At 63.1% G+C, this 25264-nt stretch carries 23 protein-coding genes; 15 read left to right on the top strand and 8 right to left on the bottom strand.

The window, feature by feature from the left end:
• Position 1: 1 nt before the first annotated feature.
• From K4A76_RS12350 to K4A76_RS12320, 7 genes are all read left to right on the top strand, one after another.
• Positions 2 to 1786 carry a GMC family oxidoreductase gene (locus tag K4A76_RS12350; RefSeq protein WP_274410351.1) on the top strand — a complete coding sequence of 595 codons (1785 nt, stop codon included), beginning with the start codon at positions 2 to 4 and terminating at the stop codon, positions 1784 to 1786.
• Between the two features lie 12 nt (positions 1787 to 1798).
• Positions 1799 to 3046 (top strand): cytochrome c, encoded by a 1248-nt coding sequence (locus K4A76_RS12345; RefSeq protein WP_009682278.1) that lies wholly within the window; start codon positions 1799 to 1801, stop codon positions 3044 to 3046.
• Between the two features lie 166 nt (positions 3047 to 3212).
• The gene (locus tag K4A76_RS12340; RefSeq protein WP_274410350.1) at positions 3213 to 4232 is read left to right on the top strand and encodes a LacI family DNA-binding transcriptional regulator; all 1020 of its coding nucleotides are present in this window, start codon (positions 3213 to 3215) and stop codon (positions 4230 to 4232) included.
• A 67-nt stretch (positions 4233 to 4299) separates the two neighbouring features.
• Positions 4300 to 5079: a sugar phosphate isomerase/epimerase family protein gene (locus K4A76_RS12335; protein ID WP_274410349.1), complete on the top strand. Its 780-nt coding sequence runs from the start codon at positions 4300 to 4302 to the stop codon at positions 5077 to 5079.
• Positions 5072 to 6022, top strand: coding sequence for a sugar kinase (locus K4A76_RS12330; RefSeq protein ID WP_110679278.1), 951 nt, complete (start codon positions 5072 to 5074; stop codon positions 6020 to 6022). Before K4A76_RS12335 ends, K4A76_RS12330 begins: the two co-directional genes overlap by 8 nt.
• A gap of 58 nt (positions 6023 to 6080) precedes the next feature.
• A complete protein-coding gene (locus K4A76_RS12325) occupies positions 6081 to 7364 on the top strand; it encodes an MFS transporter (protein WP_274410348.1) in 1284 nt (427 codons plus the stop codon).
• A gap of 19 nt (positions 7365 to 7383) precedes the next feature.
• Positions 7384 to 8346, top strand: coding sequence for a 2-hydroxyacid dehydrogenase (locus tag K4A76_RS12320; protein WP_110679277.1), 963 nt, complete (start codon positions 7384 to 7386; stop codon positions 8344 to 8346).
• Positions 8347 to 8361: 15 nt separating this feature from the next.
• On the opposite strand, the gene K4A76_RS12315 is transcribed toward K4A76_RS12320, so the two are convergent.
• The 4 genes from K4A76_RS12315 to K4A76_RS12300 all read right to left on the bottom strand — a co-directional run bounded on the left by K4A76_RS12315 (position 8362) and on the right by K4A76_RS12300 (position 12732).
• The gene (locus tag K4A76_RS12315) at positions 8362 to 9318 is read right to left on the bottom strand and encodes an endonuclease (RefSeq protein WP_054913492.1); all 957 of its coding nucleotides are present in this window, start codon (positions 9316 to 9318) and stop codon (positions 8362 to 8364) included.
• 98 nt (positions 9319 to 9416) lie between these two features.
• Complete coding sequence (locus K4A76_RS12310) at positions 9417 to 10412, bottom strand: aldo/keto reductase (RefSeq protein WP_274410347.1); 996 nt, start codon at positions 10410 to 10412, stop codon at positions 9417 to 9419.
• A gap of 134 nt (positions 10413 to 10546) precedes the next feature.
• Complete coding sequence (locus K4A76_RS12305; RefSeq protein ID WP_274410346.1) at positions 10547 to 11731, bottom strand: MFS transporter; 1185 nt, start codon at positions 11729 to 11731, stop codon at positions 10547 to 10549.
• A 119-nt stretch (positions 11732 to 11850) separates the two neighbouring features.
• Positions 11851 to 12732 (bottom strand): LysR family transcriptional regulator, encoded by an 882-nt coding sequence (locus K4A76_RS12300; protein ID WP_009682269.1) that lies wholly within the window; start codon positions 12730 to 12732, stop codon positions 11851 to 11853.
• A 185-nt stretch (positions 12733 to 12917) separates the two neighbouring features.
• On the opposite strand from K4A76_RS12300, the gene K4A76_RS12295 reads away from it, so the two are divergent.
• Positions 12918 to 14561, top strand: coding sequence for an acetolactate synthase large subunit (locus tag K4A76_RS12295; RefSeq protein ID WP_054881147.1), 1644 nt, complete (start codon positions 12918 to 12920; stop codon positions 14559 to 14561).
• A gap of 135 nt (positions 14562 to 14696) precedes the next feature.
• On the opposite strand, the gene K4A76_RS12290 is transcribed toward K4A76_RS12295, so the two are convergent.
• Positions 14697 to 15623 (bottom strand): LysR family transcriptional regulator, encoded by a 927-nt coding sequence (locus K4A76_RS12290; protein ID WP_274410345.1) that lies wholly within the window; start codon positions 15621 to 15623, stop codon positions 14697 to 14699.
• A gap of 105 nt (positions 15624 to 15728) precedes the next feature.
• On the opposite strand from K4A76_RS12290, the gene K4A76_RS12285 reads away from it, so the two are divergent.
• Both K4A76_RS12285 and K4A76_RS12280 read left to right on the top strand, forming a co-directional pair.
• Positions 15729 to 16481 carry an SDR family NAD(P)-dependent oxidoreductase gene (locus K4A76_RS12285; protein WP_274410344.1) on the top strand — a complete coding sequence of 251 codons (753 nt, stop codon included), beginning with the start codon at positions 15729 to 15731 and terminating at the stop codon, positions 16479 to 16481.
• A 136-nt stretch (positions 16482 to 16617) separates the two neighbouring features.
• On the top strand, positions 16618 to 17235 hold the full coding sequence (locus K4A76_RS12280; protein WP_274410343.1) for a dTMP kinase: 618 nt from the start codon (positions 16618 to 16620) through the stop codon (positions 17233 to 17235).
• An 81-nt stretch (positions 17236 to 17316) separates the two neighbouring features.
• On the opposite strand, the gene K4A76_RS12275 is transcribed toward K4A76_RS12280, so the two are convergent.
• The gene (locus K4A76_RS12275) at positions 17317 to 17748 is read right to left on the bottom strand and encodes a DUF4440 domain-containing protein (RefSeq protein ID WP_009684820.1); all 432 of its coding nucleotides are present in this window, start codon (positions 17746 to 17748) and stop codon (positions 17317 to 17319) included.
• Between the two features lie 146 nt (positions 17749 to 17894).
• Between K4A76_RS12275 and K4A76_RS12270 the strand changes: the two genes are divergently transcribed.
• From K4A76_RS12270 to K4A76_RS12260, 3 genes are all read left to right on the top strand, one after another.
• Complete coding sequence (locus K4A76_RS12270; protein ID WP_274410342.1) at positions 17895 to 19241, top strand: dihydroorotase; 1347 nt, start codon at positions 17895 to 17897, stop codon at positions 19239 to 19241.
• Between the two features lie 30 nt (positions 19242 to 19271).
• Positions 19272 to 19676, top strand: coding sequence for an RNA polymerase-binding protein DksA (gene dksA, locus K4A76_RS12265; protein WP_009684822.1), 405 nt, complete (start codon positions 19272 to 19274; stop codon positions 19674 to 19676).
• Positions 19677 to 19822: 146 nt separating this feature from the next.
• Positions 19823 to 20833 carry a helix-turn-helix transcriptional regulator gene (locus K4A76_RS12260; RefSeq protein ID WP_274410341.1) on the top strand — a complete coding sequence of 337 codons (1011 nt, stop codon included), beginning with the start codon at positions 19823 to 19825 and terminating at the stop codon, positions 20831 to 20833.
• Here K4A76_RS12260 and K4A76_RS12255 read toward each other — a convergent pair whose 3' ends face one another.
• On the bottom strand, positions 20834 to 21316 hold the full coding sequence (locus tag K4A76_RS12255) for an Lrp/AsnC family transcriptional regulator (protein WP_009684825.1): 483 nt from the start codon (positions 21314 to 21316) through the stop codon (positions 20834 to 20836).
• 180 nt (positions 21317 to 21496) lie between these two features.
• Between K4A76_RS12255 and K4A76_RS12250 the strand changes: the two genes are divergently transcribed.
• Both K4A76_RS12250 and K4A76_RS12245 read left to right on the top strand, forming a co-directional pair.
• Entirely contained in the window at positions 21497 to 22537 is a 1041-nt protein-coding gene (locus tag K4A76_RS12250) for a zinc-dependent alcohol dehydrogenase family protein (protein WP_054911592.1), read from the top strand.
• A gap of 411 nt (positions 22538 to 22948) precedes the next feature.
• Positions 22949 to 24193: an OprD family porin gene (locus tag K4A76_RS12245; protein ID WP_274410340.1), complete on the top strand. Its 1245-nt coding sequence runs from the start codon at positions 22949 to 22951 to the stop codon at positions 24191 to 24193.
• Between the two features lie 42 nt (positions 24194 to 24235).
• Here the strand turns inward: K4A76_RS12245 and K4A76_RS12240 are convergent, their stop codons facing one another.
• A complete protein-coding gene (locus K4A76_RS12240) occupies positions 24236 to 25177 on the bottom strand; it encodes a LysR family transcriptional regulator (protein ID WP_161892627.1) in 942 nt (313 codons plus the stop codon).
• Positions 25178 to 25264 lie beyond the last annotated feature (87 nt).

Below are 25264 nucleotides of genomic sequence, written 5' to 3'. Positions count from 1 at the left end.
CATGGCGACTGTTTTGAAAAAGGTGGATGCCGTCATTGTCGGTTTTGGCTGGTCGGGTGCGATCATGGCCAAGGAGTTGACCGAAGCCGGCCTGCAGGTGGTGGCCCTGGAGCGTGGGCCGATGCAGGACACCTACCCGGAGGGTAGCTACCCGCAGGTAATCGACGAGCTGACCTACAGCGTGCGCAAGAAGCTGTTCGTCGACGTGTCGAAAGAAACCGTCACCATTCGCCATAGCGTGAACGACGTGGCACTGCCCAACCGCCAACTGGGCGCCTTCCTGCCTGGCAAGGGCGTGGGTGGGGCAGGCTTGCACTGGTCGGGTGTGCATTTCCGGGTAGACCCGGTCGAGTTGCGCCTGCGCAGCCATTACGAGGAGCGCTACGGGCGCAAGTTCATCCCCGAGGGCATGACGATCCAGGACTTCGGCGTCAGCTACGAAGAGCTGGAACCGTATTTCGACTTTGCCGAGAAAGTGTTCGGCACGTCCGGCCAGGCCTGGACGGTCAAGGGCCAGCTGGTAGGTGAGGGGCGGGGTGGCAACCCTTATGCACCCGACCGTTCCAACCCGTTCCCGCTGCCGGCGCAGAAGAACGTGGTGTCGGCCAGGCTGTTCGAAAAGGCCGCCAGCAGCCTGGGCTACAAGCCCTACAACCTGCCTTCGGCCAACACGTCAGGGCCTTACACCAACCCCTACGGCGCGCAGATGGGGCCTTGCAACTTCTGTGGTTTCTGCAGCGGCTACGTGTGCTACATGTATTCCAAGGCATCGCCGAATGTGAATATTCTGCCAGCGCTGCGCCAAGTGCCGAATTTCGAGTTGCGGGCCAACGCCCATGTGCTGCGGGTGAACCTGGACGACAGCAAGCGCAAGGCTACCGGCGTGACCTACATCGACGCCCAGGGGCGCGAGGTGGAGCAGCCGGCCGACCTGGTGATCCTGGCGGCGTTCCAGTTCAACAACGTGCGGCTGATGCTGCTTTCCGGTATCGGCAAGCCCTACGACCCGGTGAGCAACGAGGGTGTGGTCGGGCGCAACTTTGCCTACCAGAACATGGGCACGGTCAAGGCGTTCTTCGACAAGGACACCTACACCAACAACTTCATCGGCGCCGGTGGCAATGGCATTGCCATCGATGACTTCAACGCCGACAACTTCGACCATGGCCCGCATGGCTTCGTCGGTGGCTCGCCAATGTGGGTGAACCAGGCTGGCAGCCGGCCCATCGCCGGTACTGCCAACCCGCCTGGCACCCCGGCCTGGGGCAGCGCCTGGAAGAAGGCCACGGCCGACTATTACACCCATCAGGTGTCGATGGACGCCCACGGCGCCCACCAGTCCTACCGTGGCAATTACCTGGACCTGGACCCGACCTACCGGGACGCCTACGGCCAGCCACTGTTGCGCATGACCTTCGACTGGCAGGAAAACGACATCAGGATGAACCAGTTCATGGTCGACAAGCTGAGCAAGATTGCCCAGGCGATGAACCCCAAGGCCATTGCCGTGCTGGGCAAGAAGGTCAAGGACCACTTCAACACCGCCAGCTACCAGACCACCCACCTGAACGGCGGCGCGATAATGGGCACCGACCCGAAAACCAGCGCGCTCAACCGTTACCTGCAGTGCTGGGATGTACACAATGTGTTCGTTCCGGGGGCATCTGCATTCCCCCAGGGGCTGGGTTACAACCCCACAGGGCTGGTGGCGGCGCTGACCTACTGGTCGGCTCGGGCCATTCGTGAGCAGTACCTGAAAAACCCCGGCCCGCTGGTCCAGGTTTGAGGAGCGATGAGCATGAAGACAATGTTGATCGCAACCCTGCTACTGGGCGCCGGCGTGGCTGGCCAGGCCGTTGCCGCTGAGGATGCGCAGGTGCGTCAGGGTGAATACCTGGCCCGCGCCGGTGACTGTGTGGCCTGCCACACCGCCAAGGGGGGCAAGCCCTTCGCCGGTGGCCTGCCGATGCAAACACCTATCGGCACGGTGTACTCCACCAATATCACCCCGTCCGCCAGTGGCATTGGCCATTACAGCTTCGAAGACTTCGACCAGGCTGTACGCAAAGGGATCGGCAAGGACGGCAGCACCCTGTACCCGGCCATGCCATACCCTTCGTACGCGCGCATCACCGAGCAGGACATGCAGGCGCTGTACGCCTATTTCATGAAGGGCGTCGAGCCGGTGGAGCAGCCCAACCAGGCTACCGATATTCCCTGGCCGCTGAGCATGCGTTGGCCGTTGGCCATCTGGCGTGGCCTGTTCGCGCCTGCGGCAACGCCCTGGCAAGCCTCGGCAGCGGCTGACCCGGTGGTCGACCGTGGCGCGTACCTGGTCGAAGGCCTGGGGCATTGCGGTGCCTGCCACACCCCGCGGGCGCTGACCATGCAGGAAAAGGCGCTGAGCCCGGCCGAGGGCAAGCAGTTCCTTGCCGGCAGCGCGCCATTGGAGGGCTGGATCGCCAAGAACCTGCGCGGCGATCACAAGGACGGCCTGGGCAGTTGGAGCGAAGCCGAGCTGGTGCAGTTTCTCAAGACCGGGCGCAGTGACCGCAGTGCGGTGTTCGGCGGCATGAGCGACGTGGTCGAGCACAGCATGCAGTACATGACCGATGCCGACCTGACGGCGATTGCCCGTTACCTGAAGACCCTGCCGCCCAGCGACCCGAACGACCAGCCGCATGTCTACGACAAGCAGGTGGCCGATGCCCTGTGGCGCGGTGACGACAGCAAGCCTGGCGCCGCGGTGTACATCGACAACTGTGCCGCTTGCCACCGAACCGATGGCCAGGGCTACACCCGTGTGTTCCCGGCCCTGGCCGGCAACCCGGTGGTGCAGACGGCGGACGCCACCTCGCTGATCCATGTGGTGCTGGCAGGCGGCACGGTGCCGGCGACGCACACCGCACCGTCGAATTTCACCATGCCAGCGTTTGGCTGGCGCCTGAGCGACCAGGAAGTTGCCGAGGTGGTGAACTTCATCAGGACCAGCTGGGGTAACCAGGCGGGGGCGGTTACCGCCGGGGATGTGAAGGCATTGCGCTGAGAGGGGGTTGCCTCAGGTTCGGCGAAGGCATTGTGTCGCCGAACCTGGCCTTGCCCGGCTGGCCAGCCCGGTCGCTTCGGCCGACCAACGGCATATTGACGAAAGCACCAAGTTTTGGTGTATTGAAACCGGTTTCATCGTCCACCTAATAATCATAAGGACACCCATGACCGACGCGCCTGCCCATGCCCGCGAACGGGTCACCATCAGCGAAGTCGCGCGAGTGGCTGGCGTTTCCAAAGCCACGGTCTCGCGCTACATCGGTGGCGATCGCCAGTTGCTGGCCGACGCCACCGCCAAGCGCCTGGCCGAGGTCATCGAACGCCTTGGCTACCGCCCCAACCAGATGGCCCGTGGCCTCAAGCGCGGGCAGACGCGCCTGATCGGCATGCTGGTTGCCGATATTCTCAACCCCTATTCCGTAGCCGTGATGCATGGCGTGGAAACCGCCTGCCGCCAGCATGGCTACAGCCTGGTGGTGTGCAACACCAACCGTGACGACGACCAGGAGCGCCACCACCTGGTCGCCCTGCAGAGCTACAACGTCGAAGGCCTGATCGTGAACACGCTGGGGCACCACCCTGGCGAACTGCTCAACCTCCAGCGCGACCTGCCCATGGTGCTGGTCGACCGTCAACTCCCTGAACTGAATGCCGACCTGGTCGGCCTGGATAATGCCGACGCCGTCGAGCAGGCCCTGGACCACCTGCAGGCACGCGGCTACCGGGATATCCTGGCGGTCAGCGAGCCGCTCGATGGCACCAGCTCGCGCCTGGAGCGGGTGCAGGCGTTCGGGGCCTCGGTCAGCCGCCGCCCAGGCATGCGTCAGCAGGTGCTGGAAACCGGCGCTGGCCTGGCAGGGCGGTTGGCCGCGTTCCTGGCTGACCGCGGTCATGGCCCGCAAGCCATTTTTACCTGCAACGGTGTTGCCACCCTGGCCGTGACCCGGGCCCTGCATGACGCCGGGTGCAATCTGTTTGCCGATGTCGGCCTGGTCGCACTCGACGATCTGGACTGGTACCCCCTGGTCGGCACTGGCATCACGGCATTGGCCCAGCCTACCGAACGCATCGGCGTAGCAGCCTTCGAAAGCCTGCTCGGCCGGCTTCGCGGCGATGGCGCAGCGGCACGACGCATCGAATTCAAGGCCGACCTGGTCATCCGCGGCTCGACCCGACCCCAGTAAGCAGCGGCAGGCCTTGTGCCTGACGCTGCCGTATAAAAATGAAACCGGTTTCAAAAGGATAAAAACAATGTACCCGAACCCCGTTTCCATCAGCCTCTCCAGCTATGGCGCCGACTTTGTCCGGCAACGTGGCCAGGAGCAGTTTCTCGACCTTTTGGCCGCCGCAGGCGTCAGCCGGGTGGAGTTGCGTGAAGAATTGTTCGCCAGTGCACCCGATGCCGCGGCACTGGGTGCCGTGATTGCCGGGTTGGGCATGGAGTGCCTGTATTCGACCCCGCTGGAGCTGTGGACGGCGCAGGGCGTGCCCGACCCTTCGCTGGTGCACAAACTGTACACCGCGCGGGCGTTGGGCGCGGTGGCGCTGAAAGTGTCCTTGGGCCATTTCAATGAACACTGCGACCTTTCGGCCTTGGCGGCGCTGCTGCCCGCGCAGGGGCCGTTGCTGTTGGTGGAAAACGACCAGACCCTGCAAGGCGGCAGAATCGAGCCCCTGCAGCGCTTCTTCGAGCAGGCCGATGCATGCGGCCTGAACCTGGGCATGACGTTCGATATCGGTAATTGGCACTGGCAGGGCGAGGTGGCGTTGCACGCTGCCCGGCAACTTGGCCGGTGGGTGCGCTATGTGCATTGCAAGGGCGTACAGCGCCGTGCCGACGGCCGCCTGGTCGCCGTGCCGCCGCAAGCATCAGACCTGCGCGCCTGGGCCGAGCAACTGGCCGAATTCGCCCCTGGGGTGGTACGCGCCGTCGAGTATCCCCTGGCCGGCGACGACCTGTTGGCCCTGACCCGGGCCCAGGTGCACAGCCTGTCGCGGCTGGGTGCTGACCAGGAGGTGGCCCATGCATGAGCATGACGTGCTGTGCTTTGGCGAAACCATGGCCATGTTCGTCGCCGAGCACTGCGGCGACCTGGCCAGTGTCGGGCAGTTCGGCAAGCGTATCGCCGGCGCGGACAGTAACGTGGCCATCGGCCTTGCACGGCTGGGCTTCAAGGTACGCTGGCTGAGCCGGGTAGGTGACGACTCGCTGGGGCGCTTCGTGCTCGACAGCCTGCGCCGTGAAGGCCTGGACTGTTCGGCGGTGGAAGTGGATGGCCACTGCGCCACCGGCTTCCAGCTCAAGGCCCGTTGCGATGATGGCAGCGACCCCGCGGTCGAATACTTCCGCCGGGGTTCGGCAGCCAGCCGGTTGTCGCCTGCGCTGCTGCAACCTGGCTTGCTGCAAGCGCGCCACCTGCATGCCACGGGCATCCCGCCGGCGCTGTCGGAAAGCTGCCGGGCACTGTCGCACGGGCTGCTCGACGCCATGCGTGCAGCCGGGCGCAGCATCTCGTTCGACCCCAACCTGCGGCCCTCGCTATGGCCGGACCAGGCCAGCATGGTGCGCGAAATCAATGCCCTGGCGAGCAAAGCCGACTGGGTCTTGCCAGGCCTGGAAGAGGGCCGCCTGCTGACGGGCCAGCACAGCCCCGCCGATATCGCAGCGTTCTACCTCGACCAAGGCGTGGAACTGGTGGTGATCAAGCTGGGCGACGCCGGAGCCTACTGGCGCAGTGGCAACGGCGAGGGCCAGGTCGCCCCTGTAGCCGTCAGCCGTGTCGTGGACACCGTCGGCGCCGGTGATGCGTTCGCCGTGGGCGTGCTCAGCGCACTGCTCGAGGGGCGCCCAGTGGCAGAGGCGGTGGCGCGTGGCAACTGGTGCGGCAGCCGCGCCGTGCAATCGCGCGGCGACATGGAAGGGCTGCCGCTGCGTCACGAACTGGAGGCCTACGACCTGCGCAGAAGTGCCTGAATGCTTTAACCGGAATCACCTGTTGCCACAAAAACAACAAGCTCAGGAGTCAAAGACCATGCAAAGCCAAAAACTGGCACCGCGTCGCTGGTGGTACATCATCCCGATCGTGTTCTTCACCTACAGCCTGGCTTATCTGGACCGCGCCAACTACGGCTTCGCCGCCGCCTCGGGCATGGCCGAAGACCTGCACATCACGCCCGTGCTGTCGTCCTTGCTGGGGGCGTTGTTCTTCCTTGGCTACTTCTTCTTCCAGGTACCTGGGGCCATCTACGCTGAAAAACGCAGCGTGAAGAAGCTGATATTCGTCTGCCTGATCCTCTGGGGCGGTTTGGCCACGCTTACCGGGATGGTCAGCAATGTCTACATGCTGATCGGCATCCGCTTCCTGCTGGGCGTGGTCGAGGCCGCAGTGATGCCCGCCATGCTGGTGTACTTGTGCCACTGGTTCACCCGTGCCGAGCGCTCCCGCGCCAACACCTTCCTGATGCTCGGCAACCCGGTCACCATCCTGTGGATGTCGGTGGTGTCGGGTTACCTGATCAAGCATTACGACTGGCGCTGGATGTTCATCATCGAGGGCCTGCCGGCGGTGATCTGGGCGTTCTTCTGGTGGCGCCTGGTGGATGACCGCCCAGCCCAGGTCAGCTGGCTGAGCGCCCAGGAAAAAGCAGACCTGCAACAGGCGCTGGCGGCCGAGCAGCAGGGCATCAAGCCGGTCAAGAACTACCGCGAGGCATTCCGCTCGCCGCAGGTGATCATCCTGGCGCTGCAGTACTTCTGCTGGAGCATTGGCGTGTACGGCTTCGTGCTGTGGTTGCCGTCGATCCTCAAGCAGGCGGCCAACGTCGACATTGTGCAGGCCGGCTGGCTGGCCTCGGTGCCCTACCTGGCGGCGGTAGTGGCCATGGTGGGCGTGTCCTGGGCGTCTGACCGCGTGCAAAAGCGCAAGCGCTTCGTGTGGCCGCCGCTGCTGATCGCTGCCGTGGCGTTCTATGGCTCTTATGCCCTGGGCACCGATCACTTCTGGTGGTCGTACGCGCTGCTGGTGGTCGCTGGCGCCTGCATGTACGCGCCCTATGGCCCGTTCTTCGCCATCGTGCCCGAGATACTGCCGGCCAATGTCGCCGGGGGTGCCATGGCGCTGATCAACAGCATGGGGGCGCTGGGCTCTTTCGGCGGCTCCTGGCTGGTGGGCTACCTCAATGGCGCCACGGGTGGGCCTGGCGCCTCGTACCTGTTCATGTGCGGTGCGCTGCTGACTGCCGTGGCGCTGACGGCCGCCCTCAATACCTCCCAGACCTCCGGCCGGGCAAACGCAATGGCACGCGCCTGGCGCTGAACCCTTAGGAATGACTGCAATGAAAAAACGAATCGTCTTGTACAAGCGCCTTTCCGATGACCTGATGGCGCGCCTGCACGCCCAGGTGGACGTGACCTGGGTGGACATTGCCCAGCCCGATGGCCTGGCGCGCCTGCGCGATGCCTTGCCAGGGGCGCACGGGTTGCTGGGCGCCAGCCTGCGCCTGGACGCCAGCCTGCTCGATTTGGCGCCGCAGCTGGAGGTCGTGTCCAGCGTTTCGGTCGGGGTGGACAACTACGACGTTGCGCAGCTCAGCCGCCGTGGCGTGATGCTGACCAATACCCCGGACGTGCTGACCGAAACCACGGCGGACACCGGTTTCGCCCTGATCCTGGCGACCGCCAGGCGGGTGGTGGAGCTGGCCAACTGGGTGCGTGACGGCCATTGGCAGGCCAACCTGGGGCCGGCGCATTTTGGCTGTGATGTGCATGGCAAGACGCTGGGCATCGTCGGCATGGGCCGCATTGGCGAAGCGTTGGCCCGGCGTGCTGCCGCAGGCTTTGGCATGCGCGTGCTGTACCACAGCCAGCGCGCCAAGCCCGACGTAGAAGCACGCCATGCTGCGCGCCAGTGCAGCCTGGACGCGCTATTGCAGCAAGCGGACTTCGTCTGCCTGACGGTGCCGCTCAGTGCCAGTACTGAAGGGCTGATCGGTGCGCGTGAGCTGGGGTTGATGAAGCCCGAGGCGATTCTGGTGAACATTTCCCGCGGGCGGGTGGTGGACGAGGCTGCGCTGATCGACGCGTTGCGCGCCAAGCGTATCCGAGGTGCAGGGCTGGATGTGTTCGTGCAGGAGCCGTTGGCGGTTGACTCGCCACTGCTGCAGCTGGACAACGTGGTAGCAACCCCGCACATCGGCTCTGCGACACAAGAGACTCGTCAGGCCATGGCGCGCTGTGCAGTGGACAACCTGCTCAGCGCGCTGGCGGGGGAGCGGCCTGCGAACCTGGTCAACGGCTGATCACAGGCGGCGCCGTCAGCGGCAGTTACCGGCCTTGCGGTAACCTGCCGCCTGCGCCTCACCTTCATTGGCGAAACTGACCTGGTTCTTGGCCGCTACCTGGGTGTAGCCGGGGCAGCCCACTGCCAGGTGGTAGACGTGGCTGTTGCGGTTGCCCAGCACCGAACCCGGCGCCCCGGCATTGGCCTGGCCCGGCTTGCCTGGTGCCTGGGCGGGCGCCGCTTGCGCCACGCCAACCCCGCTGGGTTTGTAATCCGCCGTCCACTTGCGCTGGCCGCTGACGAAAGGGTTGGCATGCCCCATGATCGCGGCGATGCGGCGGTCGCGCTCCTTTTCCCACGCTGACACCGGGTACTGCTTGTCCCAGGCCATCAGCACTTGTTGCTGCTGGCGCGACATGTTCAGGCGATAGCGGTCGTACATGTAGAAGGTGGTACGGGCCACCAGGCCTTTGACTTCGTCACGAGGCTCGGCGGCGCGCTGGGCGAAATCCACCTTGGTGGTGCACTGGCCGTATTCGCCGGCGTTGCCGCTGACCATGCCGTAGTTGAAGTTGCTGCGGTCGCCATTGACCTCACCCACGGCCGGGTACAGGTTGAACAGGTCGGCCTCCATGGCGCGGAACACCGGGTCGCTGTCCACACAATGCTCGCGCCCACCGTTCTTCCAGCATTGGCGCTGGTTGCCGAAGGTATAGGCCGGCACGATGTGTTCCCATTCGGTGCGCTCGGCGCGATTTTGCTGCTTGCGCGTCTGATAGCCGCACGACGCCGCATCGACCCGCCCACCGGACTTGCCGACCCAGGTCCATTTGCAGCCGCAATACAGGTCGCCCATGGCACTGCTGGCTTGGTCCAGGTACACCTTCTGCTTGGCCACGACCTTGGCCTCGGTGAAGGTGGCAGGGGGTGTGGCCCACGCGGGCAAGCTAAAGGAAAATAGTAGAGTTACGGCATAAAGCAGTGATTTCATAAGAGAAAAATATTCAAATGCGAGGACGCGCATTGTAATACTTTCATCGTCATTGGCCAGCACGCCGGGCATACCCGGCGAGCTGGCAAAGGCCCACGCTACTTGAAGCCAGCCACCGCGTGCGGGATATACGGCGCCTGCAGCCGTGCCACTTCATCGGCACTGAGCTGCACCGACAGCGCGGCCAGCGCATCATCCAGATGGGCGGGTTTGGAGGCGCCGACGATCGGTGCGCTTACGCCGTTTTTGCCCAACACCCATGCCAGCGCGACCTGGGCCATTGGCACCCCCCGTTCGCCGGCAATCTGCTCGACGACATCGATGACCCGGCCATCTTCGACCTCGGTATCTTTATAGAACGACTGCCCGGACAGGTCGCTACGGGTGCGGTCGGTCTGCTGGCCGTTGGGGCGCGTGAGGCGGCCGCGGGCCATCGGGCTCCAGGGCAACAAGCCCACGCCTTGGTCCAGGCACAGCGGGATCATCTCGCGTTCTTCTTCGCGGTACAGCAGGTTGAGGTGGTTCTGCATCGAAACGAAGCGGCTCCAGCCGTTGCTGGCCGCTACCTGCTGAGCCTTGGCGAACTGCCAGGCATACATCGACGAAGCGCCGATGTAGCGCGCCTTGCCAGCCTTGACCACGTCGTGCAGGGCTTCCATGGTTTCCTCGATGGGCGTGTGGTAGTCCCAGCGGTGAATCTGGTACAGGTCCACATAGTCGGTGCCCAGGCGCGTGAGGCTGGCGTCGATGCTGGCCATGATCACCTTGCGGGACAAGCCCTGTTCATTGGGCCGGTGGGTGCCTTGCCCCATGTTCGGTGGGTAGAACACCTTGGTGGCGATGACCGTTTCTTCACGGCGCGTGAAGGCCTTCAGCAGTTTGCCGACGATCACTTCCGACGTGCCGGCAGAGTAGCTGTTGGCAGTGTCGAAGAAGTTGATGCCTTGCTCGACGGCATGGCGAATGATCGGCCGGCTGGCCTCTTCGTTCAAGGTCCAGGGGTGGGTGCCGGCATCCGGATCGCCGAACGTCATGCAACCCAGGCACAACCTGGAAAGATCCAGGCCGGTGCTACCCAGCTTTACGTATTGCATCGTGATCTCCTAGGAAGGGGAAGGGATGAACCCAGCCTGCGGCTGGTGCCGATGGTAGTGAGTTCAGCAATGGGGGGAGGTTCATCGAACGCCGTGTGACGCTGTACCTACCCCTGCCCAGCACCGCTGCCGGGTCAATGCCCGCCACGCATCCGCCGGGCGAGCAGGTAGATGCCCAGCCCGACCAGCGCGGTAGCCGCGCCGATGTAGCCGGTGCTGGTCCAGCCCATGCCGGCGGTAATCGCCATACCGCCCAGCCAGGGCCCCAGCGCATTGGCCAGGTTGAACGCGGCATGGTTCGACGCTGCGGCCAGGCTTGGCGCTTCATGGGCAATGTCCATCAAGCGGATCTGCAAAGGTGCCGCCAGGGCGATCATGGTGCCCACCAGGCCGATGCCCAGCAGCAGGCTCCAGAGCGCCTGCGCGGCAACGGTAAAGAACAGCAGCACGGCGATCGACCATACCAACACCAACCCCACCGCACGGAACTGCAACCGGTCGAACAGCTTGCCGCCTGCAATGTTGCCAACGATACCGCCCACACCGAAGGCCGCCAGGCCGAACGGAATCCACTGCGGCGCGACCTGGGTCACCTGCAGCATGGTCGGCGCCAGGTAGCTGAATACACAGAACATGCCGGCAAAGCCAATGGCCGCGATGCCCAGTGCCATCCACACTTGCGGCAGGGCAAAGGCGCGCAGTTCCTTGCGTGGGTCGCTGCGCACCTCATCGTGCGGCTGGGGCACGAAGCGCCAGACCAGGGCAATGGTGCACAGGGCGATCACGCCGACCAGCACGAACGCCGAGCGCCAGCCAAAGTACTGGCCGAGGAAGGTGGCTACAGGGTTGCCTAGCAGCATGGCCAGCGTCAGGCCCAGCATCACCTGGGCCACGGCCCCGGCACGCTGGTCCTTGGCAACCATGCTCGAGGCCACCACCGCGGCGATGCCGAAATAGGCACCGTGGGGCAGGCCGCTGATGAAGCGGAAAGCCACCAGGCCGCTGAAGGAAGGGGCGAGGGCGGTGGCCAGGTTGCCCAGCGCATACAGCAGCATCAACAGCAGCAGCATGTGCTTGCGCAGCAGTTTGGCGCCCAGAATCGCCAGGGTCGGCGCACCGACCATGACCCCCAGCGCATAGGCACTGATGGCGTGGCCCACTTGCGGTTCGCTCAACTGCAGGTTGCTGGCAATGTCGGGCATCAGGCCCATGATGGAAAATTCACCGGTACCGATGGCGAAGCTGCCCAGCGCCATGGCGGCTTCCATCTTGGCGACGGCGCTTTTGCTGGGCGGCGGGGGGAGTTGCTGGACTGACATCTGAATCCCTTGTTGGGCCTGTATTGAAACATGCTGAAACGTTCAAGGCGGGATGATAGTCAATCGGTGGGCGTAACGTCGAGGTAACGCCGCCGCTCAAACCAGGGGCCAGGCCCCGGTCAGCGCTCCAGGTAATGCGTTTGCGCGGCGAAATCGATGAAGCGTTTGCTGGCCAGCGACAGGTATTCCCCTGAACGCCAGCACAATCTGAAGCTCATCTGCTGTGCTGGCCGGAAGGGCACGCCGACAATGCCCGGTGTACGCTGCTGCACCGAGCGCAGCAGGGTGGCCACGCCCATGTTGTCCAGTGCTGCCTGCACCACCAGCGAGACGAAATTGCTCTGCAGGGCCACTTGGTAGGTAATGCCGTGTTCGGCGAAAAATGCGTCCAGCAGGTGGCGCTGCACGAAGGTCCGGTCGAATACCACCATGTCGGTATTGCGCAGGTCTTCGGCGGTGAGAAATGCCTTGCCGGCATAAGGGTGGTCGGGGTGCATGCACGCCAGCATCTCGTCGCTGCCCAGCAGGATCGACTCCTTGTCCTGCGGTACGCGCCGCGATTCCAGCAACGCCAGGTCGATTTCCCGTTGTTCGAGGCGCTGGCCGATGTCGGCGGCGCTGCCCTCGAACACGGTCATGGCGATACCGGGGTACGACTGACGGAACGCGTTCATCAAGCCTGGCACATAGTGCAGGCCGAACATTGGCGGGATACCCAGGCGCACTTCGCCGCGCTTCAGGTCAGCCATGTCGCGCAGCTCCTGCCGGGCCACATCCATTTCGCGCAGGGCCGAGGCAATGCGTGGCAGAAACTGCTCGCCTTCGGCCGTGAGCAGCACCTTGCGGGTGGTGCGGTTGAACAGGGTCACACCCAGCTCTTCCTCCAGCCGGGTAACCGCCATGCTCAACGCAGGCTGGGCTATGTGCAGGTGTTGCGCTGCTTTGGTGAAGCTGCCTTGGCGGACGATTTCGACGCAGCAACGCAGTGCCTTGAGGTTCATTGGGGCGTACGACCTTTTCGTAGTCAGTGCATTTATAACGAACTGTGATGCCACGCATCATAACAATATATTTATTATTATTAACCAGAGGGCCTACGATGCGCGCCACTGAGACATCCTGCAACATCTCAGTCACGCAGCCGATCTCGCTGCAATCCCCCAAAGATTTTGAGGTAGTACCCTAAATGGCCAAGGCCGCCGATGTCGTTGTGCAATGTCTGGAAAACGAAGGTGTCGAGTATGTATTCGGCATTCCTGGTGAGGAAAACCTCGACCTGCTCGAATCCCTGCGCAAGTCGAAGATCAAACTGGTACTGACCCGTCACGAGCAGTCTGCAGGCTTCATGGCGGCTACCTACGGTCGCCTGACCGGCAAGACCGGCGTCAGCCTGTCGACCCTCGGCCCGGGTGCCACCAACCTGGTAACGGCCAGCGCCTATGCCTACCTGGGCGGCATGCCGATGATGATGATCACCGGCCAGAAGCCGATCAAGAAGTCCAAGCAGGGCCGCTTCCAGATCATCGACGTGTGCGGCATGATGGACCCCATCACCAAGTACACCCACCAGTTCGCTTCGGCCGACAACATCCCTTCGCGCATGCGTGAAGCCTTCCGCCTGGCTGAAGAAGAAAAGCCGGGTGCCGTGCACCTGGAACTGCCGGAAGACATCGCCGCCGAGCAGACCGACGCGCTGCCGATCCCGCGCAGCCTGCACCGCCGCCCGCTGGCCGAGCACGTGGCCATTGAAGCTGCCATCGAGAAATTGCGCACCGCACGTAGCCCTATCCTGGTGATCGGTGCCGGCGCCAACCGCAAGATGACCGCCAAGGTCCTCAAGCAACTGGTCGATAATACCGGTATCCCATTCGTCACCACCCAGCTGGGCAAGGGTGTGGTTGACGAGCGCAGCCCGCGCTTCCTGGGTAACGCTGCGCTGTCGTCCGGCGATTTCGTGCACCGTGCGATCGAAGCGGCGGACCTGATCGTCAACATCGGCCACGATGTGATCGAGAAGCCGCCGTTCTTCATGGTGCGTGGCGGCACCGAAGTCATCCATATCAACTTCCGCTCCGCCGAAGTCGATGCCGTGTACTTCCCGCAGGTTGAAGTGATCGGCGACATCGCCAACGCCGTGTGGCAGATCGCTGAAGGCCTGGGCGACACTTCGCACTGGGACTTCACCCGCCTCATGGCAATTCGTGAAGCCAACGAAGCGCAGATCGCCGAAGGCGCCGACGACGACCGCTTCCCGGTCTACCCACAGCGCCTGGTGGCCGACATTCGTCGCGTGCTGCCGTCCGAAGGCATCGTGGCCCTGGACAACGGCATCTACAAGATCTGGTTCGCCCGTAACTACAAGGCGCACAAGCCGAACACCGTGCTGCTGGACAACGCCCTGGCGACCATGGGCGCCGGCTTGCCATCGGCCATGGCTGCACACCTGGTCTACCCGGATCGCCCGGTGATTTCGGTGTGCGGTGACGGCGGCTTCATGATGAACAGCCAGGAGCTGGAAACCGCCGTGCGTCTGGGCATGCACATCACCGTGGTGATCCTGCGTGACGACGGCTACGGCATGATCCGCTGGAAGCAGGCCAACATGGGCTTCACCGATTTCGGCCTGGACTACGGCAACCCGGACTTCGTCAAGTATGCCGAAGCCTACGGCGCCAATGGCCACCGCGTGGAAAGCGCCGACGGCCTGCTGCCGCTGCTGGAGCACTGCATCAAGACCCCAGGCGTGCACGTGATCGACTGCCCGGTCGACTACAGCGAAAACGACCGCATCCTCAACAGCGAGCTGCGTGAGCGCGCGCTGGCGGTCTGAGCCTGGGCAGCCCACCTTGGTGGGCGCGTCCTGGCGCCGTGAAAGGGCCAGCGCAATGCGGCCCTGAGTCTCCAGCTGACGCTTTGGGGCTGCCTGCAGGGTGGCCCCAATCATTTCACCGGCAGGTAGCTGCGCTCAGCCCTCAGCCCGAGGGCCCCGCCAGGCGGCGGCAGACAACCGTTCGACAAAGAAATCGGCCAATGCCTGCACCTTGCGTGGCCGACTCCGCGCCGAAGGGGTGACGAAATACAGGCCCCCCTGGGTCATGCGCCATGCCGGCAATACCCGTTCCAGGCGGCCATCGGCCAGGTAGTGCGCCGCAATGAACTCTGGCAGTTCGGCAAGCGCGACACCTGCCAGCAACGGCGCCACCAGTGCATCCGAGTTGGTGACCCGCAGCGGTCCTCGCGGTGTTACATCCTGTTGCGTGCCATCGGCGTGGGTAAAACGCCACACCTGGCTGCGGGCGCGGTAGGCGTAGCTCATGCACGCATGCTCGGCCAGTTCGCGCGGGTGCGCAGGGTGGCCATGCCTGGCAAGGTACCCGGGTGCCGCCACCAGGTACTGGGTCACTGAGCAGATATGCCGCGCCACCAGTGAAGAGTCGGGCAGGGCGGCAATGCGCAACGCCGCGTCGAAGCCGTCGGCCACCAGGTCTACGGTAGAGTCGGACAAATGCAGGTCCAGCTCCAGGCCGGGGTAACGTGCCAGCAATTCTGGCAACAGCGGTGCCACCCAGCGCAGGCCGAACGACATGGGAACCGCCAGGCGTACCAGCCCGCGCGGTTCCACCGACCGTTCCAGCGCCTGGCTTTCCATCTCTTCGGCCTGGCGATACAGCGCGCTGGCCTGGTCCACCATGCGCTGGCCAAACTCGGTCAGCGACAGCTGGCGTGAGGTGCGGTTGAACAGGCGCCCGCCCAGGCGCTCCTCCAGGCGGGCCACGGCCCGGGAAACGGTCGGCACCGACACGCCCATGGCCCTGGACGCCGCAGCGTAGGAGCCTTCTTCTGCGACTTTGGCGAACATCGCCAGGCCTTCGAAATCCGGAATTCTTGCCATTTCAATTCTGCAATGATGACTTTCAAACGATTCTATTTTGAAATTGCCTGCAGGTCGATACGCTTCTCCCCACAGTCACTCACCCACACTGACGGAAGAAACACCATGAGCAACAAACTCGAAGGCAAGATCGCACTGGTCACTGGCGGCACCACCGGCATCGGCCTGGCCACCGCCAAACGCTTCGCCGAGGAGGGCGCACACGTCTACATCACTGGGCGGCGCCAGGCAGAGCTGGACAAGGCGGTAGCGCTGATTGGCAACGCGACAGGGGTGGCAGTCGATTCCACCCGCCTGGATCAGCTGGACCAGCTCTATGCCCGGATTGGCCAGCAGCATGGGCGCCTAGACGTCCTGTTCGCCAATGCAGGCGGCGGCAGCATGCTGCCACTGGGCGAAATCACCGAAGCACACTACGACGACACCTTCGACCGCAATGTGAAGGGCGTGTTGTTCACGGTGCAAAAGGCATTGCCGCTGCTGTCGCACAACGCCTCGGTCATTCTGGCCGGCTCGACCGCGGGCAGCTCGGGTACGGCGGCCTTCAGTGTGTACTCCGCTTCCAAGGCCGCCGTGCGCGCGCTGGCCCGCAGCTGGATCCTCGACCTGAAGGACCGCGGGGTACGGGTCAATACGCTCAGCCCTGGTGCCACCCGTACGCCCGGCCTGGTGGAGCTGGCTGGCCCGGACGCCCAGCAACAGCAGGGCCTGCTCGATTACCTGGCCGCCCAGGTGCCGCTGGGCCGGGTTGGCGAATCGGTGGAGATAGCCAATGCGGCAGTGTTCCTGGCCAGTGACGATGCCAGTTTCGTCAACGGCGCCGAGTTGTTCGTCGATGGGGGGCAGGCGCAGGTCTGACGGGGGCGGCACCCGCGCGCCAGCGAATGGGCCGCCTGCCCCGGGTGGGGTACAAATGTACTCCTTGAGCGCAAGCGCTTGAAGCGGGGTGTGATCAATGCTCTCATCCCGCGCTTGCGCTTATGGGTTTTGAACGATGAACCGTCCGCTTTTTGTCTCTCTCGATGGCCCTAAAGGCACCGGCAAGACCACCTTGCTGGAGGCCGTTACGCAAGCCCTCAGGCTGGGCGGGCACAAGGTGGTCCGCCTGTGCGAGAGAAACAACGATCCCTCCCGCGGCGATACCATGGCCTTGGTCAACAGGCTTGCCCGCAACCCTTGCCAGGCGCTGGAGCATGAGGTTTGCCAACGCTTTGCCGACAGCCGTGCCTGGATTTCCCGAAACGTGCTGCCCCGGCAACCGGCCGGCAGCATCATCCTGATCGATCGCTGGTACCCGTCGGACGCAGCCTTCCGCCGCAGCGTGCCGTTTGCGCAGATCCTGCAGTTGAACCTTGAGCGCGGCGTGCAGGTGCCGGACCTGCACGTGGGCGTGGTCACCGCCGCCGAAACCTCCTGGGCCCGGGCGGCTGCGCGCACCCGCGGGCTGCGCAGTACCGTCATCCACACCCTGGATGAACAGGTAGCCTGCACCGAAGCGTTCGAACGTGCGGTTGCCGAACAGGGCTGGGTGCTGTGCCGCAATGAAGGCACGGTGGAGCAGGCCAGCTGCCAGATCGTGGCTGAAATACACGCAGTGCTGCGGCAGGTGTAAGGCCCACCGAGCCACCCTCGGCGGTATCCGCACCTCGTGCTCGCGGCGGATGCGAACCTCGGCCGCCTGCTGGTACCACCCTCAGGCCTCGATCGACGAGTGGTGCCCGGTGATCAGCCACTGGTCGTCGATCCGTTCAAAGGTGAACAGGAAGCGCGCGGGCACCACCCGCTGAACGCCTGCTTGGCGATAGACGAACGTATAGAGCCCACCGACCACCACGGTGCCGAGCTTGCGGCTCACCCGTTTCTTGAATACCTGGATGTCACACACCAGCCCATCATTGGCCAGGAAGTTGTCGAAGTAGTTGCGACGGCTGTCGTCGCAGTCCCGTACCTGGTTCGACAGGGTCGGCACCAGGATCGCATCTGGTGCATAAAGCGCCAGCACTTGGTCGACGTCACGCGTGGCGACCGTCGCCGCCCAGCGATAGAGCGCAGCCTTGGCCCCCGCCAGGCAGGCCAGTTCAGTGTCGGCGTAGGGTTCGGCGGCAGAAGTGTGAGAAGCGCGCATGCGGATTACCTGTAATGCAAGAAGAGGGTGACGGGGAAATACCCACTGGTATACAGTGTTATAACATAACATTTTAGCAGTGAGTGATGGGTCATGCCGTTCCGGTTCAAGCAGCCAGCCAGTGTCAGCCACGGGGACGCGCGTTCATGAGCCGTATCCTGATCAGAAATGCCCGGCTGGTGAACGAGGGCAAGGTGTTCGAGGCCGATGTCTTCATTGCCCGCGGCCGAATCGACAAGATCGCCGCCAGCATCGAGGGCATGAATGCACCTGTGGAGATCGATGCCCAAGGCCGCTGGCTGGTGCCTGGCATGATCGACGACCAAGTGCACTTTCGCGAACCCGGCGCCACGCACAAAGGCTGCATGGCCAGTGAGTCACGTGCTGCCGTGGCCGGTGGTATCACCAGTTTCATGGACATGCCCAACACCAGGCCGGCCACCTTGACGCTGGCGGCCCTTGACGACAAGAAGGCCCGCGCTGCCAGCTCATCGGTTGCCAACTACGGTTTCCATTTTGGGGTGAGCAAGGACAACCTGGAGACCGTTGCCCGTCTGGATCCCCGGCAAATTGCCGGGGTGAAGGTATTCATGGGCGCCTCCACCGGCGACATGCTGGTTGATGACCCCAGGGTGCTCGAGCGGCTTTTTGCCTGTGTACCGACGGTGTTGCTGGCGCATTGCGAGCATACCCCTTCGATCATAGCCAACGAAGCCCGCTTCCGTGCGCAGTTCGGCGCAGGCATCACGCCAGCGATGCACCCGCTGATACGCGATGCAGACGCTTGCTGGCGCTCGTCCAGCCTGGCGGTCGAACTGGCAAACCGTTTCGCTACCCGTCTGCATGTGCTGCACCTGACCACTGCCAGGGAGTTGCGGCTGTTCGAGCCTGGCCCGTCGGCCCAAAAGCTGATCACCGCTGAGGTGTGCGTCCACCACCTGCTGTTCGATGACCGCGACTACGCAAGCCTGGGCAATCTCATCAAGTGCAACCCGGCGATCAAGACCACTGCCGACCGCGACGCGCTGCGCCAGGCCTTGCTGGAGGACCGCATCGATGTGATCGGCACCGATCATGCCCCCCATACGCTGGCAGAAAAACAACAGCCTTACGGCTTGGCACCTTCCGGGTTGCCGCTGGTGCAGCATGCACTGCCAGCGCTGTTCGAGCTGGTCGAGCAGGGGCTGCTGCCGATCACCCAGTTGGTGCGTAAAACCAGCCATGCGGTCGCCGACCTGTTCGCGATAGAGGCGCGTGGCTACCTGCGCGAAGGCTACTGGGCTGACCTGGCCCTGGTCGAACGCCTCGACGCACCCAGGCCGGTTGGCCTCGACCCGGTCCTTGCCCACTGCCAGTGGACACCTTTGCAGCACCACTGCCTGCGCCATCGGGTCACGACCACGATCGTGTCCGGCCAGTTGGCCTGGCATGAGCACCGCTTGAACGCGGACTGCCAAGGCTTACCGCTGGCGTTCAATGACCAGCGGCGCTGAAACGCAACCCTCCACGCGAGAACGACTGCAATGACTGAAGACCAATTGCTCCGCATGCCTGAAGCGGCCTATATGGACGCTGCACAGCTGGCCTTTTTCCGTGATCTGCTGCTGGTACAGCGGACGGAGCTGCAAGCGCGAATTTCCCGTGAGTTCGAGTTGATGCAGCAGTTCGAACCCAGCAGCGACCCCTCCGACCTGGGCACCGTGGAAGAGCAACGGCACTGGCAACTGCGCTTGCTGGAGCGGGAGAAAAAGCTGCTGGACAAGATCGACGAGGCTTTGGAGCGCATTGCCCGGGGTGAGTACGGTTGGTGCAAGGACACTGGCGAACCCATTGGTCTCAGGCGCTTGCTGCTGCGCCCGACAGCCACGCTGTGTATCGAAGCGAAAGAGCGTCAGGAACGCCAGGAGCGGCATATTCGCGAGGATTGAACACCCGCCAGCAAACGGTAGCCAAAGGGGCGCGTCACCGCAGCGCTGTAGGCGGGTCTCGCGATGGCCGGCATTGACTCCCCCCGGCTGATTGCTTACAACGTGAGCACTCACAACAACAATAAGAGTGGCGCGCTGTGACAACCATGGCCTCTTGCAACGGCGTTGCCCATGCGGTTTCGTTGCTGCGTACCTATACACAAGCCGCGTTGAGCTTTACCGCAGACCAGGTCGAGGCTTGCGATGCGCGGCACGCGTCGGACGTGCTTGCAGCCAATTACAGCGCGAACCGGCTCGCCGTGGACAACCGCGATGGTGCGCTTGCCATGCAGCTGCAGCGCCGCGCTGTCGGTGAATTGCAGGTGGCCAGTTTGCGCTTTGGCGTGCCGGTCATGCTTGACCAGACGCCCACCTCGTTTTTGCTGGTCAGCACCCAGCTACAAGGCAGCGCGACCATCCACACGCCAAAAGGGGTGTACTCCGGCGGGGGCGGGCTGGTGATGATCGATTCACTGGAAGACCGTATCAACAAGGCATTCAGTGCCGACAGCTGGCGTTTGCATGTGCAATTCCCCCTGGCCCTGATCGAGGCGGCTTGCGTGGATTTCCACGGCTGCATGCCGGCCAGGCCACTGCGATTCGATGCGATGTTGCAAGCCGGCGGTACGGCGCAGATGCGCTGGATCGGCTTTCTCAACCTGTTGATGACGTACATGATCGGCCCTGAGCCTACGCCCGATGCTCGCACGCTGGAGTTTCTGCAGCAAAGTGCGCTGTTCACCCTCATGCATGCGCTGCACGCCGATCACGGCGCCGGGTTCGGCCCGCAACCCTTGATGCCCCGGCATGTGAAGCGTGCCGAGGGGTATATCCGTGAGCACCTGCGCGACGATCTCAAGCTGACAGACATTGCCAGCGCAGCGGGGGTCAGCGTGCGCTCCTTGAGCGAAGGCTTTCAGCGCGCGCTTCAGCAGTCTCCCATGCAGTACGTCAAGGCGCTGCGCCTGGATGCTGCGCGCAATGAGTTGCTGTGCAGCGGCTCGGACCGGCTGGTGTCCGAGGTTGCCGAAGCCTGGGGGTTCAACCACCTTGGCCGTTTCAGCGAGCAGTACCGCCGGCGCTTCGGCGAGTTGCCGTCCAGTACCCCAAGGGCCTGATCAAAGGCTCAGGAGTTCGGCCACGGGGAACTGGTTGGTCGTTTTCATCTCGCGCAACGACAGGTTGGACCTGATACTCGCCACGCCGGGCAACTTGCGCAGCACCTTGTCGATGAAGCGGCTATAGCTGTCCAGGTCCCGGGCGACAACTTGAAGCAGGAAGTCGGCTTCGCCCGTGGTGTTGTGGCAGCTCAGCACCTGCGGAGCCGCCGCGATGATCTTTTCGAACTTCGCGGTCGCCTCTTCGCTGTGGTCGGTGCAGGAAATCTGCACGAACGCCATCACCCCCAAACCCAGCTTCTTGCGGTTGAGTATGGCCTGGTAGCCCTCTATCACGCCGCTCGCCTCCAGCCGCTTCTGTTTCCTCCAGCATGATGCCTCACTCAGGCACAACTGCTCGGCCAGCTTGACGTTCGACAGCCTGCCGTCACGTTGCAGTCTGTCCGCTATTGCAATGTCTACTTTGTCCAGTGCGTCGGCCATGCGCCAATCCTTCAGAATCAATGAGCTTTTTGAAGATTTATTTCACTTGCGCACCCATGTCAACCGAACTCTGAAAGGTAATTTCAGCCGTTTTCTTCATACTGATAGCCGCCGAAAAGCGCTGCTCGGGCGCTGCCGGAAGCACGACTCATCCAACCGTTTTCAGCAGGGGTAAACGTCATGAAAGCTGTCGTCTACGAAGCCTTTTCTCAGCCACCGCGCTTGATGAATATCGCCGATCCAAGCCCGGAGCGGCATGGTGTGGTGATTGAAGTCAAAGGCACAGGCGTGTGCCGAAGCGACTGGCATGGTTGGAAAGGCCACGATCCGGACATACAGCTGCCCCACGTTCCAGGCCATGAGCTGGCAGGCGTGGTCGCCGCCGTAGGCGGCGATGTGACCCAGTGGAAGGTGGGTGACCGGGTAACCGTTCCGTTCGTAGGCGGCTGTGGCGCCTGTGCGCAGTGCCACAGTGGCAATCAGCAGGTGTGCCACACCCAGTTCCAGCCCGGTTTTACCCACTGGGGGTCTTTCGCTGAATACGTGGGTATCCATCAGGCTGACCTGAACCTGGTGGCCCTGCCGGAAACCATGGACTATGCGACTGCAGCCAGCCTGGGTTGCCGCTTCGTCACTTCATTCCGCGCGGTGGTGGACCAGGGCAGGGTCGGCGCAGGCCAGTGGGTCGCGGTGCATGGCTGCGGTGGCGTGGGCCTTTCGGCGGTGATGATCGCCCAGGCCATCGGTGCCAACGTGGTTGCAATCGATATCGCGGATGACAAGCTGGCACTGGCGCGGGCACTGGGCGCCGTGGCCACCATCAATGCCAGTCAGGTAGCGGACGTGACGGAGGCGGTGATGGAAATCACCCGGGGCGGCGCACATGTGTCGCTGGACGCATTGGGCCACCCGACCACGTGCTTCAACTCCATCAACAACCTGCGCCGTCGCGGCCGGCATGTGCAAGTCGGGCTGATGCTGGCAGACCACGCCCAGCCTGCGATCCCCATGAGCAAGGTGATTGCCCATGAGCTGGAAATCTACGGCAGCCATGGCATGCAAGCGCATCGCTACGATGCCATGATGGAGATGATCGGTTCGGGCAAGCTGGCCCCTGAAAAGTTGGTGGGCAAGACCATCAACCTGGCGCAGTCCATCGACGCGTTGATGAACATGGACCGCTTCGATACAGCGGGTGTGACCGTGATTACCGAGTTCTGATGCACCAGCAACGGTGGGCTGGTACGGGTTACTGCCGGCGCTGGCCTGAATCGCGGGCAAAAGATAGCCCGCTGCTAGACGGGCCAATGGGAACTGCTATCACACGTAGGGATGGCTCAACGATCGCCCATCGCTTGTGAAAAATGAGTCAAAAAAAGGTGCCGAGCTTGTGATCCCGCTGGCTGGCGCATGTGGTCAGCCACTATCGCAGAGGTGCTCGCTGTTGTTGCCTGCACACAAATCCGCCCGAACCGGATAGCTGCTGCTGGAATCGGCTAACGCCGCGTACGGCGCCTCGGTAGCCTGAGGGTGCTGGATGCCTGGGCTTGGTCAGCAGTGCTGACGGGGCCGGGCGCTACTTCCTCAGGCAAGCCCGCCTGCCAGCAGCGGGCACTGTTACTCATAAAAACAATGAAAATAAAACTTGGCGTTACTGCACAACTGAGTATCTGTCTCTGTGCGTCTTCACTGCCCATCCAGGGTGCGCGGGCCGATTTTATCAGCGACAGCCATGCTGTGATCGATGCACGCAACATGTACATGAACCGTGACTTGCGCAACTCGGGAAGCCCCGAGCCCATGCGCGACTGGGGGCAAGGGTTCACGCTGCGCTTCAACTCGGGCTTCACCGACGGGGTAGTGGGGTTCGGCGCGGATGCCATCGCGCAGATGGGCGTCAAACTCGATGCAGGCCAACGCGGTAGCAGCACCAACCTGTTGGTGCTGGGGCGTGATGGCAAAGCAGAGAACGAATGGTCTGAAGCCGGCGTGACCGCGAAGATGCGCCTGGGCAAGTCGCAGTTGTCGGTGGGTTCGTTGCAGCCCAACTTGCCCGTGGTCATGTACAACGATACGAGGCTGCTGGCCACGCGCTACACGGGAGCAATGTTGACCTCCAAGGATGTCGACAACCTTAGCCTGACGCTTGGCCAACTGACCCGGGTCAACCTTCGCGATTCGACCGATAACAAGGACATGGCCTACGCGTACAACGGCTTGAGTGCTGGCGACTTTGATTTCGCGGGTGGGGCCTACACGGTCAACAAAGACCTGTCGCTGAGCTATTACTACGCGCGCCTGGAAGACGCCTATGCACAGCATTTCGTGGGCCTGAATCACACGGCTGAAATAGCCCCTGGGCTGAAGCTTGTGACCGATCTGCGCTATTTCCATAGCCTCGATGAAGGCCGGGCCATCGGGGGCGACATCGACAACGACTTCCTCAATGGCATGGTCACACTGGATACCCAAGGGCATGGCTTCAGTGCTGGCTGGCAGAAATTGTCTGGGGACGGCAATTTTCCGTTCCTGGCAGGTGCCGACCCCTATTCGGTCAACCTGGTCACGCACAATACCTTTGCAAAACAGAACACCCGCGCGTGGCAGTTGCGCTACACCTACAACTTTGCGGCCATGGGCGTGCCCGGGCTTACTTTCATGACGCGTTACGTACAAGGGCGCAGTATCGAGGCCAGCGGCGTGGCGGACGGGCATGAGTGGGAGCGCGACATGGATATCGCCTACGTCATACAGTCGGGGCCATTGAAGGATTTGAGCCTGCGTTGGCGGAATGTGTCGTTCCGCTCGGGCAATGGCTTGACCACCGATCTTGACGAGAACCGGGTGATCCTGGGGTACCAGATAGCGCTCTGGTGAGCCGGGTAGGGAGGGGCGAGCACGCCCCCTCACACCATCGAATCACGCTGAGGCGTACGCCAGGCAACGCAGCAGGGTGTTGAGTGCCGGGTTGGTGTTGGCGGTGCACCACACTGCCCGTACTTCAGACAGAAGGTTTGCGGTATTCACTGGCAAAATACTCGCCTCGTTTCTGGCTTGCAGTTTTCTGGCGAAGTGCTCGGGCAGCAAGCACAAGTGCCGGCTGTGGGCCAGCAGCGAGACGATCAGCGTCATGGAAATGGAGTCTATCGTCCCGCCAGGCAACCTCAAGCCATGCATGGCCAGCATCGCCTCCAGTGCCTCACGTGCAGGTGAACCCGCGTTAGGCACGATCCAGGGGTACTTGACGGTCTGTGCCCAGTCGACCACGCCCTGCCGCGCGAGCGGGTGGTCAGGCCCGGCGACGATGACCAGGGCTTCATGCATCAAGGTTTGCTGGGAGACACCCGCCACTGCCAACGGTTGCCATATGCGGATAATCGCCATGTCGATCGAACGGTCGACCAGCTGCGGGATGAGTTTGTCGGCGGTGTTTTCTTCCACTTTGATCGACACCGAGGGTGCGTGCTCGTACAGGTAGTTGAGCGCGCCAGGCACCAATGTCGCACACACCGATGACACAGTGCCTAGCACCAGGTGCCCACCTTTGCCCTCGCGCAGGGCAAGGATTTCATGCTGCGCCCGTTCCAGATGATGGAGCACGCCCCGGGCGCTGCTGATCAGGGCCAGCCCCACCGGTGTCAGCGCCAGGCGGTTGCCGACCCGCGTAACGACAGGGTGCCCGATACCTTCCTGTATTTCTGCCAGCTGCTTGGAAACAGCAGACTGGCTGACGTTCATGGCTTCAGCCACCTTGCGCACCTGCCCAAGGTCGGCAAGCGCTACCAGTATGCGCAGTTGCTTGAGGCTGAGCGATGACCGGAAGAACCTGTCCAGCAGCGCTTTGTTGTCACTATCAGTCATTGTGGTCCGGGGGCGATTGCGGCAATTGCCGGTGGCTGGATTGTATCGGCATGACGCGTTCGATACAGCGCCAAAAGCACATGAGCT

The sequence above is a fragment of the Pseudomonas sp. NEEL19 genome (assembly GCF_028751975.1).
Classification (GTDB): domain Bacteria; phylum Pseudomonadota; class Gammaproteobacteria; order Pseudomonadales; family Pseudomonadaceae; genus Aquipseudomonas; species Aquipseudomonas juntendi.
This window is presented reverse-complemented; position numbering and strand designations above follow the sequence as displayed.